This window comes from Paenibacillus vandeheii, assembly GCF_030433635.1.
GTDB classification, from domain to species: domain Bacteria; phylum Bacillota; class Bacilli; order Paenibacillales; family Paenibacillaceae; genus Paenibacillus; species Paenibacillus vandeheii.
Genome location: NZ_JAROCD010000001.1, coordinates 1 through 22597, shown reverse-complemented (window position 1 = coordinate 22597; position 22597 = coordinate 1). Strand labels below are relative to the sequence as shown.

The following is a 22597-nucleotide window of genomic DNA, read 5'->3' as shown; positions in this document are numbered from 1 at the left end:
ATACTCGCTTTGGATGCTCTCTAACTATGGATCACTCCCCGATAAAATGTACTGGGGGTTCTTAACGATGTTTCTTACTGAAAACAAACTTCAAGCACGTATCAATGAATTATCCGAGCTCCGTTACCGGGATCGTTTACCTTTACATGCTTTTCTTGCCTGCGAAGACCGCAGAGAAGAGATTAACCCTGCCCTGCCGGGAGACGATAGTGATTGGAAGCCTATGCATACAGGAGAGAACTGGACTGGTCGAGATCTCTATTTGTGGCTGAGAACAAAAGCCGAGTTCCCTTCCTCTTGGAAGGATAAACGAATTGTCGGCCTGTTTGATTTTGGCGATACCGGCGGTGGTAACAATTCCGGCTTTGAGTCGCTGTTCTACTGGGATGGCAAGCCTTATCAAGGCGTGGATTCCAACCACAAGGAAGTGTTCTTTCCAGCCTCTGCGGCAGGCAGCACCAGCGAGTTGGTCTTCCGCTTATGGTCTGGTCTGGAAGGTGGCGGTCAGCCCCGCAATCAGACACATACGTTCAGGCAGGCAGAACTGTGCTGGCTGGATGAAGCTGTGGATGATCTTGTATTTACAGGGTCAGCGATTCTGGAAACGGTCCGAATTCTGGATGCCCATACACCGGAACGTACGAAGCTGCTTCATGCGCTCCAGCAATCCTTCCGCCTCATTGACTGGTCGCAGCCTAAGTCCGATGTCTTCTATACTTCTGTGCATGAGGCAAGGGATGACCTGAGTGCCCGATTGAGTACGATGGACAAAGCCTCTGATGTGACTGTCACCTGTATCGGCCATACTCATATTGACGTCGCCTGGCTGTGGCGGCTGAAGCATACGCGTGAGAAATGCGCTCGTTCCTTCTCCACCGTTATGCGCCTGATGGAAATGTTCCCAGAGTACGTTTTCCTTCAAACACAGCCTCAGTTGTACGAATATGTGAAAGAGGACTACCCGGAACTGTACGAATCCATCAAGGAACGTGTCGCTGAAGGTCGCTGGGAAGCGGGCGGCGGCATGTGGCTGGAGGCAGACTGCAACTTGACCTCGGGCGAGTCTTTGGTTCGGCAGTTACTGATTGGCACTCGTTTTCTCAAAGAAGAATTCGGGACAGATTGCAGATATCTCTGGTTACCCGATGTATTCGGCTACAGCTGGTCCTTGCCGCAAATTCTGAAAAAATCCGGCATTCATACGTTCATGACGACCAAAATTAGCTGGAACCAATACAACCGCATGCCATTCGATACATTTCACTGGCGCGGAATTGACGGCTCAGAGGTATTAACCCACTTCATTACCACACCCGAGCCGTGGTCCGAACCGGGTTCCTGGTTCTATACCTATAACGGAAAAATCATTCCGAAGACGGTCAAGGGTATCTGGGATGCCTACCGGGATAAGGAGATGAACCAGGATCTGCTGCTGTCGTACGGATACGGAGACGGCGGAGGCGGAGTTAACCGCGAAATGCTGGAGATGAGACGACGGCTGGATCAACTGCCCGGACTTCCCAAGGTCAAGACAGGACGCGCAGATGATTATTTTGAGAAGCTGCAGGAGACGGTGGAGAAAACCGATTCGTACATCCATACATGGGATGGCGAACTGTATCTGGAGTATCACCGCGGAACGTATACCAGCCAGGCGTACAACAAACGGATGAACCGCAAGCTTGAGCTGGCTTACCGTGAAGCGGAATGGCTGAATGCATTGCAAAGTATTGTGCACAATGACTGGAATCTGTATCAAGCGAAGTCTCTGACCGAGGGATGGAAAATCATTTTGCGCAACCAATTCCATGACATCATTCCCGGTTCCTCTATCACGGAGGTGTATGAGGACAGCAGAATTGAATATGCAGAAGCCGAGCAGATTGGCCGTCACGTGGACACGCAGGCTCGGATGGCTATCGCTGGCAGCGGAGAATCTCCACATACGTATACCATTTGGAACTCCTCCCCATGGGTCGTTACAGAAATCGTGAGCATTCCTGCGGCAACAGGCGAATTGGCAACGGGGACCTGGCTGAGCGATTCCGGCGTAATCCTGAACGCTCAATACCAGGATGGAGATTGGTCCGTTGAGGTGAAGGATATCCCTTCGCTGGGGTATACCACAATTCACTTCCAGAGAAGTACGGTAAACGACAGCCTTGTGCATTCTTCATTCACCCATACAACGAATGGAATCGAGACACCGTTCTATCAGCTCGAGTGGAACGAGGATGGACAGTTGACCCGCCTTTACGATAAAGAGTCACAACGTGAGGTGCTTGCCAAAGGGGCAAGAGGCAATGTGCTTCAGGTATTCGAGGATAAACCGCTGGCCCATGAGGCCTGGGATATTGATATCTTCTATCAGGAAGATATGCGAGAGATTACGAAATGCACCAGCATTGAAGTCATAGAGACCGGGCCGCTTCAGGCCGTGATCCGTTTCGCTTGGGAATACCTTGGCTCTACCATTACGCAGAACATGACTTTATATGCCGGGCATCGCCGGATCGATTATGACACTGAGGTGGATTGGCATGAACAGCAGCAACTGCTGAAGGTTGCCTTCCCTGTCGGTATCCGATCTACCGAAGCCACCTATGACATTCAGTTCGGCAACGTTAAACGGCCAACGCACTGGAACACAAGCTGGGACTGGGCACGTTTCGAATCCGTTGGCCATCAATGGGCCGATCTGTCCGACAGAGGTTATGGCGTCAGCTTGCTGAATGATTCCAAATACGGTTATGACATTAAAGATAACGTGATGCGGCTGACCCTGATCAAGAGCGCGACGCATCCTGATCCACATGCCGATCAAGGACTGCACCACTTCACTTATGCTCTTCTTCCGCATCAAGGGGATTGGCTGATGGGTGGAACCGTGCAGCAGGCCTGGCTTCTGAATGCTCCACTTCGATATACACAAGGTCAATCAGAGCAGCCAAGTCGCTCCATGTTTACCTTGTCCGGCAGTACAGCCATGATCTCGGCGGTCAAGAAGGCCGAGGATTCCGATCGTGTCATCGTACGCGTTCATGATTATTCCGGCAGCATGAATACGCATGAACTGACAAGCGATCTACGGATTCAAGCGTGGAGAGAATGCAATCTAATGGAAGTGCCGGATGGCGAACTCCTGTATGATACGCCGGTAACTTTTACACTTGAGCCGTATGAGATCAAGACGTTTGAGCTTGATCTGAGAGTATAATCGTATAACTGCAACAGCTTAACGAAAGAAACCAGCAAGTCCCCGATGATGGCGACTTGCTGGTTTCTTCGTGCTGTCGTTATTATGGAGGCTTTATGGATCGCCTTTAAAGCATTCTGAACTGGAAGCAAGTTCAATGAACCATGATTGATTTATTTTACCGTCTCCAATGAATAACGATTGCGTGGAATCTCAAGACCCAGATTACCCCGCAGTGTCTCATGCTCATACTCGGTACGAAACAGCCCGCGCTCTTGTAAGACAGGCACGACCAGATCCACGAAGTCCGCCAGTCCGTTCGGTACGACCGTACGGATATTGAAACCGTCTGCGGCTTCGCCTTCGAACCACTCCTGAATCTGATCGGCGATCTGATCCGGTGTACCGATAAAGGATGTGCGAGGCGTCGATGCAAGCAATGCCACTTGACGGAGGGTCAATCCCTGTTCTCGTGCCTGCTGCTTGATCTTGTCCGTTGTACTGCGGAAGCTGTTACTGCCCAAATCACCAATCTCCGGGAAGGGCTCATCCAATGGGAATTGGGAGAAGTCATAATGATCGAAGTAACGGCCCAAATAATTCAATGCCTGATCGATGCTGACCAGCTCCGCAATCTCCTGATACTTACGCTCGGCTTCTTCCTCCGTTCTGCCCACGATGGGACCGATGCCAGGGAAAATCAAGATATCTTCTGCCTTACGCCCATAAGCCACCGCTCTTGCCTTCACATCACGATAGAACTCCTTGGCTTCCTCCAGCGTCTCATGCCCCGTGTACACAGCATCCGCTGATCGGGCTGCCAGATCCTTGCCGGATTCAGAAGAACCTGCCTGGAAAACGACCGGGTGTCCCTGCTCCGAGCGCGCCACATTAAGTGGCCCCTGAACGGAGAAATGCTCTCCTTTGTGGTTCAGGGTATGTAACTTGGATGGGTCGAAGAAAACGCCGTTCTCTTTATCTCCAATAAACGCGTCATCCTCCCAGGAGTCCCACAGCCCTTTGACCACATTCAGATGTTCTTCTGCAATTTCGTAACGCAGCGCGTGGTTCGGATGTTCACCTTTGCCAAAATTCAGAGCCGAGCCTTCAAGTGGCGAAGTGACTACGTTCCATCCGGCTCGTCCTCCACTAATATGGTCCAGAGAAGCAAATTGTCTTGCCACTGTGAACGGTTCACTATATGAGGTGGACAACGTGGCGACCAGCCCGATGTGTGAAGTTGCTCCCGCAAGAACGGAGAGCAGGGTTAACGGTTCAAAACGATTCAGAAAATGCGGGTTGGATTTCTCGTTAATAAAGAGGCCGTCCGCAATAAAGAGCAGATCGAACTTCCCTTCCTCCGCCTTAATCGCCTGCTTCTTGTAGAAATCCAGATTAACACTGGCATTGATCGGAATATCCGGGTGTCGCCAAAAAGAGATGCTATTGCCGACTCCATTCAAGTTTGCTCCCAATCTCAATCGTCGTTGTGACATATGAATTCCTCCCTATATTGTGGTGTTGACCCATTCAGTCCGAGTATCCTTTTTTTCGCTGAGAGTCGTTTCATCATTTCTTTATGCTGTTTCCGCCTGCTTCTGCTGCTGCCATGCCCAATCCCGGTTTATTATTCACCTGGTTCCTTTCGCTTACCCGGACTGTCCAAGCTGCTCCTAGAAGGACAATGCCTGTTAGGAGAAAAACAAAAGGAATCCCCGTCCAGCCGCTCAGAAAACCGCCGAGTAACGGGCCGAGTACAATACCGAATTGATTCGCGGTCTGACTCAAGCTGACAGCCCTTCCCCGAAAATCACGATCCGCATATTGGATAATCAACGCATTTAAGGCTGGATACACTGCAGCGAAGAACAGGCCATAGACAAATCGCAGACTTCCAAAATAAATGAGGTTATACGCCGTCAATTGCAGCAAACTGCCAATGCCGCCGCCCAGCAGACCGATAAACAGCGTTTTCTCGTAGCCAATCTTCCCACCAATCCGACCCCAGCGCGGACCCATAATGACCGTTGCCACGCCGATGGCCGAGAAAACGATTCCTGCACTAAGTGTTGCACTACTGACGTCTCCGCCAATCTGGACCACATAAAGCGTCAGCACAGGTTCAATAATGAGCACGGAAGTCGAAACGAGTAATATCAAACCATAGATTCGCATTAATCCGGGAGTGGAGGCTGCTTTTTTCAGATCACCCAGAATACTTGTGCGAACCATAGTACGGGGACCGCGGGCTTCTTTTACCCATATCACCATCACAGCCGAGAGCAGCGTAATGATTCCCGATGCGATAAAGCATCCGCGCAGCCCGATCCAATGGCTTAGTACACCACCCACAAGCGGTCCCAGAATTCCCCCGGCAGCCGTGGATGTGGAGATGACGCCAAGCGCATAACCTACATGCTTCTCTGGTGTGTTGGTGCCGACCAACGTAATGGAGGCGGGATTGAAGCCGGCCATGAGTCCCTGAAATATCCGAACAGCAATAAACGTGTAAGGATCATAAACGAAATAATTAGCCAGATGAGCAATGGCGAGACCCACACCCGAACGAATCAGCATCAGTTTGCTGCCGTATCTGTCAGCCAGCGATCCCCAGAAGGGAGCACATAGTCCACTGATCAGGAAGCTGATTGAGATCGAAATGCCTGACCAGACTTCCAACCCGCTCTGAATACCGAGATCATTTTGCAGAAATAGCGGAAAGAACGGCACAGACAAGGTGTAAGACATATGATTGAAAAACAGGCCAAACCACAAAATGTACAGATTTCGCTTCCAATGCGGCATCTTGGCATTCTCCATACTATATAATTCCTATATAAAAAGTAGGTTATTATCCATATTAGGATACCGTCACTGGAAAGTATAATAGAAAAGTTCAATAGACCCATTCAAGAATTAAATGAATGGATCTGTTAGATGCTGCTATTTTGACCGTAACGATTATTGCACTTGAACGGACATGTACACATCCACCTCATCTTCACTGTCCAAGACAAATCCAAAGCGTTCGTACAACCGCCGAGCCGGACTTCCCTGCAATACATTTAAAATGACACGTTTGCCCCGGACCTCATCCTGTTCCAGCAGCGTTTTCAGCACCTGAGTTCCTATTCTCTGACCCTGATAATCAGGATGTATGTAGAAATGTTCCAGTAGCAGCTCCTCCGACTTGGGCTTCAGCGCTACACACCCCACCCATGTACCCTCGGCCTCAATAATCCACGTGTGGACAGGGTCGAATGTATTACGAAAACGTTCGCGAACTCTCACCTCATCGTACCTTCCCAGCCTGTGTAAATCATCATACAGAACCATGGCTCGCAGCTCAGCAAGACGCTCCTGATCTGCCTGCTCGGATTGACGCATCGTGATCTGGATCATTGAATGACCTCCTTTTCCGAATTGATATACTCTGGAGTCGACTACCTACGTTGTTTCGTCCTCATCCTCTTCTTCCATGCACTTCTGGATAAATTCAAATAAACCCGCAGCCTCAACCGACCGATGTCCCCAATCATGCCAAAAATATAGTACCTGTCCCACCGTCCCCGTTCCTGACGGATCGGTATCCAGACACAGATAATCCCCACCGCCATTTTCAGCAATAGGTATCCATTTGGGGTTCCACAGCACGGGCTTAATGGCAGCATCGTCAATCTCGGGTTCCATCTCGTCCGGGTCGAATTCCTCCTGCAAAAACACCCAGTTCTCCTTCACCTGATCCAGAGGTGACAATGTCAGGTTACGAACAAATGGAGCTACGTCTATATTCCAGGCTTGTCCGTTATACACACGATACAGAGCCTTCATCTCTTCAGGCAATGCCACGCCAAGTTGATTTTCCACAGATTGAAGATCTCCGTCTGTCGCACCCGGCTGGAGATTGAGCGTAACTCTACCATCTGTATTTGCTCCCGTCCCTTTCGCAATAATACGTTCCCACAGCAGTTCTGCTTGCTTGATCATTCTCCATCCTCCTTCTTGTGCGCTTTATAGATTGTCTATATAAATTGAACTAAAGAATATTTACACTTGCCACTCCGATGACAGAACAACCTTCCGATCGCTGTTATCCCCAGATTTTTTTGAAATCCCTTATATAAAGGGAAAATCCGGTGATAAAGGCGAACGCTCCGCTTCTTCAGGTTATTTCTGTCCTCTCCGTTATCGTGTATATGTTTAGTTCAATTTATATAGTCTAATAATATAGAAAATCTAGACTTCACGTTTTTCCTCCGGGGTATAGATAATTCGCTGATAATCCATGTCCTTGGTATCCATATCGCCCAGGTACATCCGTTGATGTTCAGGCACCTGTTCATATTTTTCTTTCAGTTGGCCTCGATTGAATTCATTAGGGTCTTCCAAGTATATATGGTATGCGAGGCGACACTCTTCAAACGTCGTTTGCTCTCCACTCAGTTTCTTATACATATCCAGCAGCTCCAGATACTTGTCATCCATATTTTCTGCGTAGCTTTCCTCCGAGAATGTAACCTCTCCCAAATCCAAAATATTGATAACTATTGGGCGTTCGATGGTTGTAAAAAAGGTTCCGTTCTTGAACCAAACCGCTAGGTCATCGATTGAAGCCATCACTGGATTTGGCAAGTTATAGATGACCACCTGACCATCCTCATACACAACCAGGTGGACCAGGTAGTGCTGACCTTCGTACCTCATGAAAATGGAGAATCCATCCCCTAGTATCGTTTCATAGAACAATTCGCTCACAACTGCAAAATCAATCGCTCTAGGCGAATGTGAAATTCTTCTTGTATCCATCAGTTGCTGCTGACGTGGTGTGATTTCAGCTATATTTTGGAATTCCGGATTGAGCATTCTGATCTTACACTGTATATGTTCGTAGTAGTCATTTTCGTTATACGCCCAGTTCGCGTGTTCGACTAGGTAGGCTCCCAACCCATGGATGGAAAGCAACTCTCCATTCGGTATATGTGAGCCTAACCAGTAATCGTCAATCTTCCGCTTCAATCCCTTCAAATCAACCAGTTCCCAGCAATTAATCATCCCGTCTTCATAGATCTGCACCGGAATGAGAAAATGCTGGCCGCCATTATGTATGATGCCAGGGGTCGTTGTGCCCTCAATCTGTTTTGTTCTTCTAATCTTTTGCACCCGTGGCACCTCACTTTCTTCCCATCATGCATTCATACGATCATGTCTTCCAACTGTACGATATCAGAGATAGGAAATACAAGGGAGGGCATGACGAGCTTGTTAATCCCATCATTTTCCCAAATCAAAAAGCACCGCCCAACGGATTAACTCCGTATAGACTGTGCCTGTTGTATAGCCCTTTGAAATGAGACACGAGCCATATCATGCGAATCTCGGCGGGTGTCTATGAATGACGGGCCATCCCACCATTCATAGACACATTGCTCAGGCCAATATAAGTGTTGCACTACTGACATCCGCAGCCCAATCCAATGGCTTAGTAAACCACCCAAAAGTGGCCCCCGGTAGCCGGAGATGTGGAGAATGACATCAAGCGCATATCCTGCATGCTTCTCAGGTGTATTAGTTCCTATCAGTGTAATCGAGGTGAGATCAAAACCAGCCATGAGTTCCTGAAATATCGATGCCTGCACTCCAAGGAGCGATTCTTTTGTGTTCCATTAAATATAAAACGACATAAACTATTTAGATTAAAAATACCCTAGGCCCTAGGGCAGAGTAGAATCCTCACTTTATTCCCCCACATTTTTTGGTTTATGTACTTCATCTCAAACTCTTACATTATTTCGTTATTAATTCTCTTGGCTTGTACAATCTCCTTGATAATCTTAGAACGATTCCATACAACAAACTTGAAGACATGTCCACTGTCTAATGTAATAGTAATTCCATTCGGGATTAGTCCCCATGTCGCACTTTTCTCAATCTTAGTCATAGCCCAGATCTCGATTTGAACCCATTCCGTCTGAAAATTCAGGCCATGAGGAATAAAAACTAATCGTTCATTAGTTAGAAAAAGCTTTCCTCCGACTCCTTCAAAACCCCTTAACCAGTTTGCATGAATCCTTTCAAAAATGACGTGTTCATGAGGGCCCAATTCTTCCATTTCTATCAGTCTCCTTCTTCAGCCTATAACAATCCTTTTGCTTGGATCTCTATTATTATAGGTCGTTTTGACCGATATAGGAATATTTTGCACATTTTCAATTGTAAAAAAGCACTGCCCAACGGAAATATTCCGCTATGGACAATGCTTCATACACGACTGCTTTGAAAGTACCCTCTCGATTACATATTACATTTCTTTCAAAATACCTTTGACCAGTCCGATGAACGTTGTTTTCACTTTTGCTGCGACTTCAATCACTTCATCATGACTTAACGGCTGGTCCAGAATGCCGCAGGCCATATTGGTCAGACAGGAAATGCCCAGTACCTTCATGCCACCATGAATGGCTACAATCGCTTCAGGTACCGTCGACATGCCCACAGCATCCGCGCCCATCGTCCGAATCATGCGAATCTCCGCTGGGGTCTCATACGCCGGTCCGCTCCACCATGCATACACACCTTGCTGCAAACTTACATTCTGCTCTTCTGCAACCTTCAAGGCAATGCTGCGCAGCTCACGGTTATACACTTGTGATACATCCGGGAAACGCACTCCCAGCTCGGCGTTATTCGGCCCCATCAGCGGATTGTTGCCTACCAGATTGATATGATCCGTAATCAGCATAAGCTGTCCCGGTTCAAAGCTGGTATTGATCGCTCCACACGCATTAGTGATAATCAACTGCTCTACACCCAGTGCTTTCATAATCCGAACCGGAAACGTTACCTCATCCAGCGTAAACCCTTCATAATAATGAAGGCGTCCTTTCATGGCAACGACGGTCTTGCCCATTAGTTCTCCGACAACCAATTCGTTGGCATGACCAATAGCTTCGGATTGAGCGAAATACGGAATGTCCGTGTATGGAATGACGGTAGCATTCTCGATTTCGTCCGCGAGCGCTCCCAGCCCTGAACCCAGAATCATGCCCACGACAGGCTTGGCGTTAATCCGGTTTAATATGTAATCTCTGGCTTCCTGAATATGTGCGGATTGATGCATGAATATATTCCCCCTGATAATGAGTTTGGATTTAAGTAGTTGCTATAAACCAAGTGTAATGAACAATAGACATGATGTAAACCATACAGTCACCTGACCGATAGCATACTCGGACTCATGAATGAATCCGGTTGAAGGATCAGGGATAAGTTGTTCATCGACGTCCCCCTGTTTGGCCTGCTCCGTTGAGATACCCAACGATTGCAATCGTTCCGTCTGACGCACGGCCCATTGATTAAATTGGTTTCGAATCATATGAAAAACTTCCCCACTTTCTGACTTGACCAACCTTCAGATCATCCATGATTCAACTGTATACAAAAAACCGATCCTCTGTCGAGAATCGGTTTCATTCATTAAAATAGACAAGGTATTTCGCACCAAAATGTAATGGCAAACTGGCTCACTGCTGCTCAAGCGAATGCTGATTTTTGCTTTTCATGAAATCCATTCCCATGCTCAGCAACAGCATCAGTGCAGCGAATATCATAGATTTTCCAATAGTTCTTTCAGGAAAGATCATATAGGCAACTGCAAAGTTGCCTGCAATAACAAACAGGTAACTGCGGACGCGATCCATTTTCTCATCTCATTTCGGAATCAAATTCAGGACTCACTGTAACCTACTGAACCTACTGCTCTACCTTATCATATTTTTCCATATTAATCCAGATTTCAACTTACTGCTTCCCCCCGATTCCCTCATAAACAGCCTCGCATAGTTCAGTTGTGAACCTGCCCGACATGCCCTCCAGAGCCGTATTTGTGAACGCGACAACGCTCAGTTCTTTTGCAGGATCAACAAACCACGAGTGACCATAGGTTCCGCCCATGCGCCATGTTCCGGGGGACGCTGATGTGTTGGCTGCGATCGGATCTTTCAGCAACGTGAACCCCAGGCCAAATCCTCGGCCCGGCCAATAAGGCATCGTAAGATCGCCAATCTGATTGGCAGTCATTTCGATGACCAGCGCTTTGGAAATAAGAGAACCTCCACCTTGACGCAGCGTTTCAAGCAATACAAGAAAGTCTCCTGCACTTCCACTCATCCCCGCACCACCTGAGGGATAGGCCGATGAATTAAGGTATCCGAGTATATCCGTTACAATCGATTATCTCCACAGGGGCCCGGGCTCACAAGATCATCAAGCTTTAATTTACCTCGGGATATCAGCACCATGGCAGCTGTGGATACAATCGGTTTAGTTACGGAAAAATATCTGGATAATGCATTTTGCTCCATGGATCTGTTTTTCTCCCGGTCAGCAAGGCCCGCAGCGCTGTTATAAACTAGCTCCCCTCTCCAGACAATCTGAACAACAGAACCATCTAGAATGATAAAATAATGCACAGGCTTTGATTCCACTCCTGGTAGCGGCGGTCTCGTTCAGATCCTGACGGGATGCAAAATCACTAGAGATTTGCTGCATAAATAAAAAAACAGGCATGTCATTTACACAAGGAGATAGCGATCCAACCTCCAAGGTAAAGACTTGCCTGTTTTATTTAATTTTTTCATTTTAATGTATAGCCCCCGAGATAGTTTTCCATCAGTTCATTAGAGAGCTGAATGGCTTCGGAACGATTCGTTGCGGGCATGGATAACATAAGACCATCTTCGGAGCTCCAGCTTTTACTGTGCTGCTCTCCATTCGAATCCTCCTCCGAAATGGTGATGGTGAGTTTGGTGAATGCACGATCTACGAATAGTGTTCCGTATACGAAGATATCCGTTTTCTCATGTTCAGAAATGATGTATTCCATCAATCCGTATCCTTTATGAAAACGAATTTCGAGCCTCTTTTGATCTTCAGGTATGGGTAAAGGTTCACCTTCAATATCAATGGTTCCTCTGAATATGTAATCACCCGAGGTCGTTAGATAACGCTTGCCATCCATGTTGATATGAACCGTTTGCTCTGGTTCCTTGTTGTCTTCTCCCAACCGATATTTTAGAGCCTCTCCATCAAGATGAATCGTTCTGGGCAGAAATAGTAGAACCACACTGATCACAATCATCAATACCCAGATGGCAAGTATGATCGAAATGATTTTTTTCTTCATAGTCCATCTCCTCAACTCATCGTTCTACAGCTTTTGAAGATATACAGTCTCTTCCTGATCTTCATTTTCTCCCCTCCTTATCGAAGATGGTACATGAATTAATTACAGATTATAACATATAAACTACTTGCATAACGGTTTAAAGCATTCGACTGGATCTTCTTTCCGACACTGAATCAAGTTTATGCTCAGATATGTTTTTAAAGCGCACGGCTGAAATCGGCAAAACATTTGTATACAACAAAAAAAACGGCCATCTCGTGACCGATTCAATCAGCTCCTCGGGGAGCGTTGGTGTATATGTGTAAATGAAGTAGTAGTCTATGATTGATACTGCTTATAATGATGTGCCAAAACGACTCCTTGGGCTGTAGCTGCTGATCGAACATAAAGACCAGTTTTTGCGTCAGCGCACTGGGAAATTGTCCAGTTACAACTTGTCCACCTGTAATACAGTTACCGGCTTCACGGTACAAGCTGGACTAATCTGCTCCTCTGTCAATATGTTCAGCTTGATCAGGCTTTTCAGCTTATGACTGTCCACCTTGGACAGCAGTCGCCAGATATCAGGATCGGGAAGAGAAGCGTACAGCTTCTGATCATCATATTCCTTGCGGTGCTGAAGCACCGTTTTGACGGCGTATCCCCCAACCTTCGTCTCATAGACACCCTGCTCCTCACAATACCCTACAATTTCATCTCGTAGTACAGAGAGCTGTTGTTCAATTTCTTTTTGCTGCTGCTTTAATTCAAAATAGGTTTGCACTTTCTGTTCCATACCTATCACGCTCCTCTATACCATAGGTATGCTAATGAGAACGATTTAGGACAGGACCTTGAGGTTTATTTCAATGACTCTTGATGAAATAAAAGTGCTTCATTTAAATAGGGATTATTTCCAAGGATTGTTCTAATTCGCTTCATTACACCTGGTCCATTAGGGACATATGCCACTCGCTTCAAAAGAATCCAGCGCAAACAGGCCATAGCTTCAAAAATCTCCGCATCGTCTGGTGTGTATTCCGTCAGACTCTTGAATAGAGCACTGTACATCTTACCGTTTCGTTCCCCCGTATAGATCGTCATCAAAAAAATGGACCACGCCATATCGTATCTGGGATCACCGCGCTGCCCGTTTGTCCAATCGATGATCGTATATTGATCACTTGCCTCCAGAACATTCCCCAGGTTATAATCACCGTGGATCAACGTATCCTGTCTAAGCTTAATCCGTTGAAGAAGGCTTGTCAGAATCAGATGCATATCCTCATGAAGTTCAATGGAGGGAAAGAAATAGCCAACAAAATCATATTGTGGTATGAAATTTGCCTCCGCGTTATTGATAGTATGTATATCATAACCATGAATTTGAACTAACATTTTAGCCAAATGCTCCAGCTTGTTTTTGTTTAACTTGGCTATAGGCTCTCCATCATAACTGGTTAGTAAAACTTGATTCTGATCTTTGTCAGTACCCCAACCGTAGGGCTTGGAAACGTGTATGCCACTTTGATAAAGTTCAGATAAAAGTCTGTATTGATTGCCAATATCGGGTCTGGAGTCCTTATTCCATACCTTTAACACGTAAGAGCGGTCAGCACATTCGATCTTCACAACGTCCGCTTCCAGTCCTGGTGACAGGGGAAGCACCTTGTATGGTTTTTCAAGCAAGCAACGAATTTCTTCGCTCAGCTCCACCCAGCGGATACTTTCCAGCGCTAACCTCATTTTGTCCGACCCTTCTCTGTAAAATTAGAATTTGAATCCTATAATCTCCTTTTCACTCTAGTTGTCAGGTGAAATTAATCCTTTACCAATGAAATTGGCAGATACGGGCTTCTTGTCCAATTCTCTGGACCATACCGATAATTGCCCCATATGGTGAATTTCATGAGCAATCACGTGACGCATCACTTCTCCCCACGATTCCTTGACGACGGCGCTATCCAATTCGGGATCGATGAAAGGTCTCTTTTCCATGCTGGAGTCCCAGGATAGAACAAATGCTTCCACATCAGGTCGCAGCTTGCGATCGAATTGTCGTACGGCCTCCAGTGTTTTATAATTATCAAAATTCTCCATACCATCCGGTTTGCCTTGCAATAATTGAAGCCAGCTCCACTCTACATCGATAATATGAAAAAACGTTTGCAATATATTGCCTACTCCGCCCGTCCGAGGCCGAAGCAGCTCTTCAAGCGGCACATCCTCACACCACTGAAACCACTGCTCACGCACGATCCAGTTATAACGAAAGAAAGATTCCATTTAGCCATTCTCCTTTTCTATATCTTGCGCTTTGAGTGTTTTGATCAGTTCCATATTGGCAAAAGTTTTGTTTGAATGTTCAAGATCTCCGTATATCCCGCTAATCTGATCAAATCCCGATTTGGTCCAAAATCGTAATGCAGGCCAATTTTTGAGTGCCACGTTGATTCGGATTTCCATATAACCAAGCTCAGAAAATAATTGGGTCAACGCATGCATCATTTCTTGTCCATAACCTTGCTTCTGGAGTCTCACTATGGATATACAAAAATTCGAGGTAAACGGAATCCTCTTTGGGGTAGCCATGGTACAGGCTCAGCATACCTATACTTTTGTTTTCCTCACACGTACGAATGGTCTGAATTCGGTAGTTCTCCAATCTTCCCCCAGGAGGCAGATTGCCTTTCTCAAAGCACGTTCTCACATAATCCGGCTCATGATCTCGTCCGTCCCATACCTGCACATAACTACTCGTATCAACAATGGATTGAATAACAAAAATCTCAGATTCTTTCAAATCGGACATGAAAAGTCGGTCTGAATTCCATTCTGCTGGAATCTGTTTCATATCATCATTCCACTCTATTCGTGCCTTCTATCATAACCCATGATACGGTAAAAACAAAAGAGCCGCGATCGTCGCAGCTCCCTACTCTTTTGGAGTCGTCATTCTCTTCTTTACATAGAGTAAAACATGAATTCCAGCGTAAATAAACAGAACATTAAATAAATACAGAAGAGCATTCACATATACATTGGAAAGGAACCATATTGTATCATCAGGTTTCTTATAGTGATAATCAGTAAAGAATCGCAATGGAAAACCATACTCTGTTCGTAAAGGCCCCTCCGTATAGGCTGTTCCGGGAATAAAAATGAGTGCCAACACTGCAAGCCAGGCTGAAAGATTAAATATTCTTTTATTAAACGTCAATTCATCTCATCCATTCATGACATTTTCGCTATCCACCACATTCGCAAACATGCTCAGAACCGAATTGTGGTGTTCTATTATCTGCTCAGCTTGAAGAATGTTGGAATTCCATGTGCTATGAGCATCACGAACCAAGGTTACTGCATAGCCAAGGCTACTTGCTCTGCGACAAGTCGTATCCACGCATATCTCCGTCTGCATGCCAGTCAGAATAAGATCCGTCACTCCGTTTTCTTGTAATTTCAGATTCAGATCTGTTTCGTGAAATGAATCAGGTGTCTGCTTTTCAATGACAAGGTCACCAGTGATTGGCGCAATGGACGGATGAATCGCCCAACCTGCCGTTCCACGTTCAAGGGGACTCCCTGCTCCTTCACTATGTTGAATGTAGATGACGGAGTGACCTTTTTGCCGAGCCTTCGAAATGATGTGTTGTATTCTCTGAAGCAATAAGTCCCCTTGATATACGGGATCTGATTCATCGAACATGGCTACCTGAACATCGATTACAAGAAGTGCACAGTGGGTTGGCATCTAATTTTCCTCCTGAAAAATAATATTAAATCAGCACTTGATATAACTAGGTCTTCCGTTTTCGCACCTTTAACAAACCTTCCATTCCCAGATCGACCAGTACAAACAGTATAGCAGCCATGACGCCAAATAAAGTCAAAATTAATGTCTCTTTGAAATTCAAAATTTCTTCGCCAGCACCTATGAGCAAATAATAGATATACATCCCTAATACTCCAGCACATCCATAGCCAAGTATCCTCGTAGTTAGATACAAGACATAATTGGCGAATTGAATTCGGCTCAACAGATAGTCCAGCAATAGGGATAAAGGTAGCCCGATAAATAAGATTAGGGGTGTCGCATATAGAACATAAACAAGAATATAAAAATCAAAGCTGTAGGATTCATTCATGGATATTATACTTGCAATTAAAGTAAAACTAATGATGGTTAGAACAGTCGTCAGCAGCTTTCTTCCAATGTTCATCTCACCACTCCCATTTAGGTTACCTGTATTCGTTGAATGTTCCTATGCATCATACTTTGCCGGTTGCCATCCGATTTCTTGGGACCATATATGGGCTTTTTCTAATATGCTCCACACCATCGGTCCTTTGCCTTCCACGTATTTTGGACGCTGGTCCTTGTATAATGCCATAAGCCGGTGCTTCTCTTCTGCATATTTCAATCGGTCCTCTGGATGTACTCTCAAATAATCTCTAAAAAGCAAGTTCATCTGCTCAGAGAAACTCCCTGCTTGTCTTATGTGTACATGTGTTCTCCTGCTTCCTGGTACTTCACGAAAATACCGCTTGGTTTTATCCGGATTTTCTTCTCTGAATACGAAGCCGACCGCTTCGATTTCATGCTTGTAATTTAGCAAATCATCATAATTAGATACGGAAATTTGTATATCTATGATCGGCTTGGCATCCATTCCAACGATGGAGGTTGATCCAACATGATCAATCCGCAAAGCCTTTTCACCCAACGCTTCTCTTAATGTCATCCCCGTTTCGAGGAACATCTGCCTCCACGCAGGATCATATGATGCAATTCTCCATTGATCTTCCATGTAATCCTCCCTTCAATTCCATTAAGTATAGTTTCTATCATCATTTCTCTGCACGATCTCTATAAACCAAGTGAGATGTTTCCTCTCCCGAAAGAAAACCTAATTTGGTATATAAATATTCAGCCTTATTTCCTATTGTAACGAACAAACGAATGGTTGGAGAGAAACCTTCCAAATGAGAAATCGCCTTGTATAACATATATCTGCCCAAACCCTGATTACTATAACCCGGCTTAACCGCTATATCATAAACAAGAGGCATATCCTCCCAAGTCGAAATCAAACAAAATCCAACGACCTCGTTCGTCTTTTTATCTACTAAAACCAATGATGCATTCAACAGCTCATCCTGACGGTTATGTTCAAAATAATAACTCACGTCATTCCGATATGTATCCAAGCTTCCTTCATCCATTCCTCCACGATATGATTCGTTCATGACTTGAACCATGCTTGGCAAATGCTCCAATTTGGGTTTAATAGAAATAAAATCAGTATGGAGATCATTTTCAATCTTCTCTGTAGGTCTAATCATACATTTTCTTGTGTTTAACACTTCGAAACCAGCCGACTTCAACACATCAATATGTTCAGCCAGAACATTGTACGCATCTACCGACTGATTCCCTGAATTTTGAATGGCATAATTCTTTAAGAAATGAACCATATCTACAGTCAATGTAGACGGAGGAATCATGAAGAAAGATCCGAGCTCACTGCTTGTCAAAGAAATCCCGCCCACTCTTTGATTTTCTTGATAGATCCAATAACAATCTCTTGCGTCTAGCATCATTTCTTGAAGTGATGCCCAGCTGGGTCTAAACCAGATATTCTTTCTATACGTTGCAAAGTACTTGGCATAGCTAGTTGGATTCGCTGCGACTAACGAATATGAAGTATTATCATTCATTGCTTTCTCCCTCTCATTACAACTTAAACATTCTCGGTGGTTTATCCAAATGCAGTGTATTATGTATTCTATTCTTAGCATACGGCTACATAATACTAAACAAGTGCTACTACACTTTTGTTTGAGAAATCACGAGAATTCACAAAAAAAGAGAAGGAACAAAAGTCCCTCCCCTTACCTTTTCAAAGATAATCGCACTTAAATTTAGAAAACTCAGCTTCGGAACCTGCGCCACTAGCGTATAGACCAATGAGCACCCCTGTAAATCCTCCAGCAACTTCCGAGGAAAGGTATTTCGTCTGAGCTGTACCTAAGAGGATGTCCTTGCCATCTGCATGAATAAGGAAGCTGTAACGTTCATGACTTGCCTGTATAACCAATGTGGCCTGATGCTCATTTCCTAGTTCTATTTCATTTTCGACGGATTTGATATCCCCAATATTCAGACGCTCAATTACCTTATACCCACTCTGCTCTTCTTTACGAATGGCCAAGTCATAATGGTGCTGTTCATCCATGTAGATGGTGATGCCTGCCTCTCCGTTCGTAAGACTAACATCAACAGAGATGGTCGCGTCAAAGTCTTTTTGACGGAGCCCAATAAATGTCGGGGATGCTGGAACATCCAGTGTCACTTCGGTTCCTTTTAACTTTATCTTACTTTGCTCTAACAAATAATTTTCTGTATTGGGATGACGAAGATAACACCAGTCCAGATTCCAATCCGTGTTCTCGAACGTATAGCTTTTCTTCTCTTGTTGAATGACTGTGTCAGAAATACGATCGGTTTCAAAGCTCATAAGCGTAGTACCTTGATGCCCTGCCGTAAACCAGCCTTCCTCATCAAAGGTAACTGGCGTCAGGAATACTTCTCGTCCGAGATGATGATACGTAAGCCATTGTCCACTCTGACGGAATCCCAAATGAAAAATCCACCAATTGCCTTCCTCGTCCTGAATCAGGTCGCCATGACCAACCCCTTGCAGTTCATAACCGCCCAGATTGCGGTTGGTCAGAACAGGATTGTTGGCATAGGGTTCGAAAGGACCTGAGGGTGAATCTCCCCGGGCATACGTGACCATATGACCGTATTCGGTTCCGCCTTCCGATGCCATGAGGTAATAGTATCCATTCATTTTATACAAATGTGGGCTTTCCAGATAACGTCCGCCTGATCCTTGCCATACTGAACGGCTCGGGGTCTTTTTGTCCCCCGTTTCAATGTCAATCTCACACTGAATGATTCCACCAACGCCTTCATCGTCGGTCCCGTTGCTCATAAAGAAGGCCTTCCCGTCTTCAAAATACAAATCCGGATCGATTCCCCCTTGATCCACAATAATCGGTTCTGACCACTCCCCGTATATATCATCGGTCCATATATAGAAATTCTGACGCGTGGTGTCGTTCGTCGTGGTCATATAGAATCGCCCGTTGTTGTATCGTATTGTGGGAGCAAAGACGCCACCTGAGCTGCTCACCGTCTCCAGATGAATCTGGCTTTTTCGGGTTAAACAATGACCGATTTGGGTCCAATTCAATAAATCTTTGCTTTCAAAAAGCGGGACACCCGGAAAATACTGAAAGGAACTGCACACCAGATAATACGTGTCATCCACCTTGCAGATGCTCGGATCTGGATAGAATCCTTTAATGACCGGATTATTGTATTTCATTTGAGCCACCCCATTTTCTATAATTCACATATTTAAGAATCCAGCTTCATAAGCAGATAAAAAAATTAAACACTATCGCAAACATACTTTCAATGCGTTAGAGTTGAAGAGTCCAGTTAATTTCATTAAATGAATATATATATGATTTCAATAGATCCGGTTAGGAGATTGTTAAAGATGATCAAAGCGAACGGAGAAGCAAAATTCATACCGTTATACGAAGCACTGGCAAGCGAGGTTAGATGGAGAATCATGGATCTGATTGCAGATAGCGAAATGAATGTAAAGGATATAGCCGCTGCGTTAGAACTTAGCCCCTCCATCGTTACAATGCACATCCGCAAGCTTGAGCAAGCCGGACTGATCGATAGCCGCAGGATACGCCTGAATGGAGGCACGCACAAATTATGTTTCCTCAAACAAAATAACATCGAGATCGAACTACCATCCGCCAGTCGGACAGCAAGGGTTAGAGAGCAGACAATTTCAGTGGGTCACTATACTGCATTTGAGGTCCATCCTACCTGCGGTCTTGGAACGCATGAGAAAGAAATCGGTGTTTGGGACGACCCACGCTACTTTCTCGATCCTGAGCGGGTTCACGCTGCCATCCTCTGGTTTGGAAGGGGGTATGTCGAGTACAAAACGCCTAACTATATGCTTCCCGATCAGACTGCCAGCGCCATTGAAATTTCCGTGGAAATGGCTTCTGAAGCCCCGGGTTTGCGAGATCATTGGCCATCGGATATCTTATTTACGTTTAACGGAATTTCGCTTGGAACCTGGACAAGTCCCGCTGATTTCGGACGAGCTGCTCGTGGCAAATATACGCCAACATGGTGGCATCGAAATGTGAATCAATATGGATTATTAAAGACGATTCGTGTTGATGACTCGGGTACGTATATGGATGGAGAACGAATGTCGGACGTGACGATCGAGGATCTCAAACTGGAGGAACCGTTCTGGACACTTCGTTTCACGGTTGACGAGGAGGGGGCTAACGTCGGTGGATTAACACTCTATGGTTCCGGGTTCGGCAATCATGACCAGGATATTGTCATACGCGTACAACGTTAATCTTTGTTTATGTAGAATCGAATAATCCCGTTCTTCTCTTCAAAACGAATTCTCCTATTTGAATGAACGGGATACTGTTGTACGCAGTTAAAGACGCTTTCTATACTCAACCCCATGAACATGAATCAGCACATTCTGGGGCGCCAACCTTTCGAAAAAATCCAACATATCCCCAAAGGGATTTTCAAAGTACGCAATCAGGTGTTCAAAATGTGCAGTGGATTTCAAGAAGTTATAGAAAAAATAAGGGTCCATGTTTCCCACATCATCTTTACTGCCCAGAGAAACCTCCAACGTTTGGCCTGTTTCTGCATTCTCGAACAAACAATGCTCTCCATGAACATCGAAATACCATTTGCCACTCAGATGGTCTTCACCGTTTACAACTTCTTCGTTAGAAAGCAAGTAGTACGCTCCATCGATAATCTCTTCCTTTTCAGCCTGGCTGGTTTCCAAGATCAATTTGTTGATCAGTTCTTGCGCAATTCTTTTGTACGTGTCCATCGCTTCCAATAATGTATCTGTAGTTTCTTTAGTTAAGGTGTGCATCTCTTACCTCCTGCCTTCTTTTTACACCAATAGTTGATTCTTAATTGCCGCAAAATATAGAGCTATTGACGACTCGAACGCATCACCTTTACATGTTTTAAACTACTATCATTTAAAAAGTCTTTATATTCTTCCGATTCAACAGCGTAGATCGCCACTTTTCCTTGTGAATTATGATGAATGCCCCATCCATAACGTTTGCCTAAGGAAGAAGTACGAAGACAGGGTTGTCCTTTGGAGAAAAACTTGGTTCTCTCTATCGACCTTTGTTCGTCGGGAATATCATTGCGCTGCGCGAATACTTCAAACATAACATCCTCTTGCGTATATTGATAAGGATGGTTTGTTATCATTTCATACTGTAGAACTGGAACGGTTTTGGCGCCATTTTTGGTTTTGGGGATCTCTGCCACTTTAACAGGGCAATCTTCTGCTACTGCAATAAAAGTTTCATAATAGTTCATGTCTTTCATCTATATATCCGCCCATCTATTCAGAAAAATATGGATATGAATATACAATCAAGCTTGAATTCGTATTATACATATTTCTTAAAAGCCTTGCTGGATTCCCCATCGTATCCTAATTTCGTGTAGAAGCCGTGTGCTTCGTACCTGGATGAACCGCTGGTGAGAAATATCTTTACACAATTTTTCTGAATGCATACATTTTCTATATACTTCATAAGGTCAGATCCATATCCCTTGCTCTGCACATGCTCCGTAATGATAACCCGCTCAACTACGCCAAACGGTCTATTTTCCACCAAGGCATCCAGACAGATATGTAAATGCGCAGTCCCAATAACCTGATCTTCGACTTCGTAAACGTATAAGAAACTGTTGGGATTATTCCTTACTTCTTCAATCCGATCCGCCAGTACCTTCGTATTCAGGTTGTTCGGTAATAATTCGTTGTACAACCTTTCAATAACTTCGACATCCCTTGCTTCGGCCTCTCTGATCATCATGTTCCACCTCTCAACTTAAATCGTAACTTAATATGATATCACCATTGTCCTCGAATTACCGCTCAAATGATGACTAGTCCATCATAACCCAAAATGTGGTATATGCGAACAGTTCCTTCCTCCTTTCTCACCTGCTGATTAGCAGTTCTTTCCTTACAGATCCAGAATCATGACCACCCGTCCAACGGGTGGTTTGCTCTTGGGGTATAACCCCCTGTTGCCAAACTGCGCCTAAAGACGCT

28 protein-coding genes are annotated in these 22597 nt (G+C 45.1%); 2 read left to right on the top strand and 26 right to left on the bottom strand.

The genetic code is table 11. From position 1 onward, the window contains the following. Positions 1–67: 67 nt before the first annotated feature. Positions 68–3217: an alpha-mannosidase gene (locus P5G61_RS00135; protein ID WP_301243168.1), complete on the top strand. Its 3150-nt coding sequence runs from the start codon at positions 68–70 to the stop codon at positions 3215–3217. A gap of 152 nt (positions 3218–3369) precedes the next feature. Here the strand turns inward: P5G61_RS00135 and P5G61_RS00130 are convergent, their stop codons facing one another. The 23 genes from P5G61_RS00130 to P5G61_RS00025 all read right to left on the bottom strand — a co-directional run bounded on the left by P5G61_RS00130 (position 3370) and on the right by P5G61_RS00025 (position 19756). Then, a complete protein-coding gene (locus P5G61_RS00130) occupies positions 3370–4692 on the bottom strand; it encodes an LLM class flavin-dependent oxidoreductase (RefSeq protein WP_301243166.1) in 1323 nt (440 codons plus the stop codon). Between the two features lie 73 nt (positions 4693–4765). After that, on the bottom strand, positions 4766–6016 hold the full coding sequence (locus P5G61_RS00125) for an MFS transporter (protein WP_301243164.1): 1251 nt from the start codon (positions 6014–6016) through the stop codon (positions 4766–4768). Positions 6017–6157: 141 nt separating this feature from the next. Continuing rightward, positions 6158–6598, bottom strand: coding sequence for a GNAT family N-acetyltransferase (locus P5G61_RS00120; protein ID WP_301243162.1), 441 nt, complete (start codon positions 6596–6598; stop codon positions 6158–6160). Between the two features lie 45 nt (positions 6599–6643). Then, positions 6644–7183: an SMI1/KNR4 family protein gene (locus P5G61_RS00115; RefSeq protein ID WP_301243160.1), complete on the bottom strand. Its 540-nt coding sequence runs from the start codon at positions 7181–7183 to the stop codon at positions 6644–6646. A 249-nt stretch (positions 7184–7432) separates the two neighbouring features. Further along, on the bottom strand, positions 7433–8356 hold the full coding sequence (locus tag P5G61_RS00110) for a DUF7638 domain-containing protein (protein ID WP_301243158.1): 924 nt from the start codon (positions 8354–8356) through the stop codon (positions 7433–7435). 146 nt (positions 8357–8502) lie between these two features. Then, positions 8503–8805 (bottom strand): hypothetical protein, encoded by a 303-nt coding sequence (locus tag P5G61_RS00105; RefSeq protein ID WP_301243156.1) that lies wholly within the window; start codon positions 8803–8805, stop codon positions 8503–8505. 170 nt (positions 8806–8975) lie between these two features. Continuing rightward, positions 8976–9305 carry a GRAM domain-containing protein gene (locus tag P5G61_RS00100; RefSeq protein ID WP_285078775.1) on the bottom strand — a complete coding sequence of 110 codons (330 nt, stop codon included), beginning with the start codon at positions 9303–9305 and terminating at the stop codon, positions 8976–8978. 189 nt (positions 9306–9494) lie between these two features. Beyond that, positions 9495–10313, bottom strand: coding sequence for a purine-nucleoside phosphorylase (locus P5G61_RS00095; protein WP_301243151.1), 819 nt, complete (start codon positions 10311–10313; stop codon positions 9495–9497). 42 nt (positions 10314–10355) lie between these two features. After that, on the bottom strand, positions 10356–10568 hold the full coding sequence (locus P5G61_RS00090) for an immunity protein TriTu family protein (RefSeq protein ID WP_301243149.1): 213 nt from the start codon (positions 10566–10568) through the stop codon (positions 10356–10358). A gap of 148 nt (positions 10569–10716) precedes the next feature. Beyond that, positions 10717–10893 carry a hypothetical protein gene (locus P5G61_RS00085; RefSeq protein ID WP_179132922.1) on the bottom strand — a complete coding sequence of 59 codons (177 nt, stop codon included), beginning with the start codon at positions 10891–10893 and terminating at the stop codon, positions 10717–10719. Between the two features lie 100 nt (positions 10894–10993). After that, positions 10994–11362, bottom strand: a complete 369-nt coding sequence (locus tag P5G61_RS31875; protein WP_363325718.1) for a serine hydrolase — start codon at positions 11360–11362, stop codon at positions 10994–10996. 53 nt (positions 11363–11415) lie between these two features. Further along, positions 11416–11679, bottom strand: a complete 264-nt coding sequence (locus P5G61_RS31870) for a serine hydrolase (RefSeq protein WP_363325717.1) — start codon at positions 11677–11679, stop codon at positions 11416–11418. Positions 11680–11828: 149 nt separating this feature from the next. Next, positions 11829–12377 (bottom strand): hypothetical protein, encoded by a 549-nt coding sequence (locus P5G61_RS00075; protein WP_301243145.1) that lies wholly within the window; start codon positions 12375–12377, stop codon positions 11829–11831. A 430-nt stretch (positions 12378–12807) separates the two neighbouring features. Next, positions 12808–13155, bottom strand: coding sequence for a hypothetical protein (locus tag P5G61_RS00070; protein ID WP_301243143.1), 348 nt, complete (start codon positions 13153–13155; stop codon positions 12808–12810). A gap of 65 nt (positions 13156–13220) precedes the next feature. Beyond that, positions 13221–14105: a phosphotransferase gene (locus tag P5G61_RS00065; RefSeq protein ID WP_301243141.1), complete on the bottom strand. Its 885-nt coding sequence runs from the start codon at positions 14103–14105 to the stop codon at positions 13221–13223. A gap of 57 nt (positions 14106–14162) precedes the next feature. Further along, positions 14163–14645 carry a DinB family protein gene (locus P5G61_RS00060; protein ID WP_301243140.1) on the bottom strand — a complete coding sequence of 161 codons (483 nt, stop codon included), beginning with the start codon at positions 14643–14645 and terminating at the stop codon, positions 14163–14165. Beyond that, positions 14646–14864: an N-acetyltransferase gene (locus tag P5G61_RS00055; protein WP_301244276.1), complete on the bottom strand. Its 219-nt coding sequence runs from the start codon at positions 14862–14864 to the stop codon at positions 14646–14648. Continuing rightward, positions 14836–15213 carry a hypothetical protein gene (locus tag P5G61_RS00050; RefSeq protein WP_301243139.1) on the bottom strand — a complete coding sequence of 126 codons (378 nt, stop codon included), beginning with the start codon at positions 15211–15213 and terminating at the stop codon, positions 14836–14838. The genes P5G61_RS00055 and P5G61_RS00050 overlap by 29 nt, the downstream gene beginning before the upstream one ends. A 372-nt stretch (positions 15214–15585) precedes the next feature. After that, positions 15586–16113: a cysteine hydrolase family protein gene (locus P5G61_RS00045; protein WP_301243138.1), complete on the bottom strand. Its 528-nt coding sequence runs from the start codon at positions 16111–16113 to the stop codon at positions 15586–15588. 46 nt (positions 16114–16159) lie between these two features. Then, entirely contained in the window at positions 16160–16582 is a 423-nt protein-coding gene (locus P5G61_RS00040) for a hypothetical protein (protein ID WP_301243137.1), read from the bottom strand. Positions 16583–16624: 42 nt separating this feature from the next. Next, a complete protein-coding gene (locus P5G61_RS00035; RefSeq protein WP_301243135.1) occupies positions 16625–17170 on the bottom strand; it encodes a GrpB family protein in 546 nt (181 codons plus the stop codon). A gap of 40 nt (positions 17171–17210) precedes the next feature. Further along, positions 17211–18080 carry a GNAT family N-acetyltransferase gene (locus tag P5G61_RS00030; RefSeq protein WP_301243132.1) on the bottom strand — a complete coding sequence of 290 codons (870 nt, stop codon included), beginning with the start codon at positions 18078–18080 and terminating at the stop codon, positions 17211–17213. Positions 18081–18262: 182 nt separating this feature from the next. After that, on the bottom strand, positions 18263–19756 hold the full coding sequence (locus P5G61_RS00025) for a glycoside hydrolase family 43 protein (protein ID WP_301243131.1): 1494 nt from the start codon (positions 19754–19756) through the stop codon (positions 18263–18265). Positions 19757–19933: 177 nt separating this feature from the next. Here P5G61_RS00025 and P5G61_RS00020 point away from each other — a divergent pair, with 177 nt between their 5' ends. Further along, a complete protein-coding gene (locus P5G61_RS00020; RefSeq protein WP_301243130.1) occupies positions 19934–20836 on the top strand; it encodes an ArsR/SmtB family transcription factor in 903 nt (300 codons plus the stop codon). Positions 20837–20923: 87 nt separating this feature from the next. Here the strand turns inward: P5G61_RS00020 and P5G61_RS00015 are convergent, their stop codons facing one another. The 3 genes from P5G61_RS00015 to P5G61_RS00005 form a co-directional block, all read right to left on the bottom strand. After that, the gene (locus tag P5G61_RS00015; protein ID WP_301243129.1) at positions 20924–21385 is read right to left on the bottom strand and encodes a DUF6896 domain-containing protein; all 462 of its coding nucleotides are present in this window, start codon (positions 21383–21385) and stop codon (positions 20924–20926) included. A 62-nt stretch (positions 21386–21447) separates the two neighbouring features. Next, positions 21448–21849 (bottom strand): DUF6157 family protein, encoded by a 402-nt coding sequence (locus tag P5G61_RS00010; RefSeq protein WP_301243127.1) that lies wholly within the window; start codon positions 21847–21849, stop codon positions 21448–21450. Between the two features lie 74 nt (positions 21850–21923). After that, on the bottom strand, positions 21924–22355 hold the full coding sequence (locus P5G61_RS00005; RefSeq protein WP_301243125.1) for a GNAT family N-acetyltransferase: 432 nt from the start codon (positions 22353–22355) through the stop codon (positions 21924–21926). Positions 22356–22597: the final 242 nt, after the last annotated feature.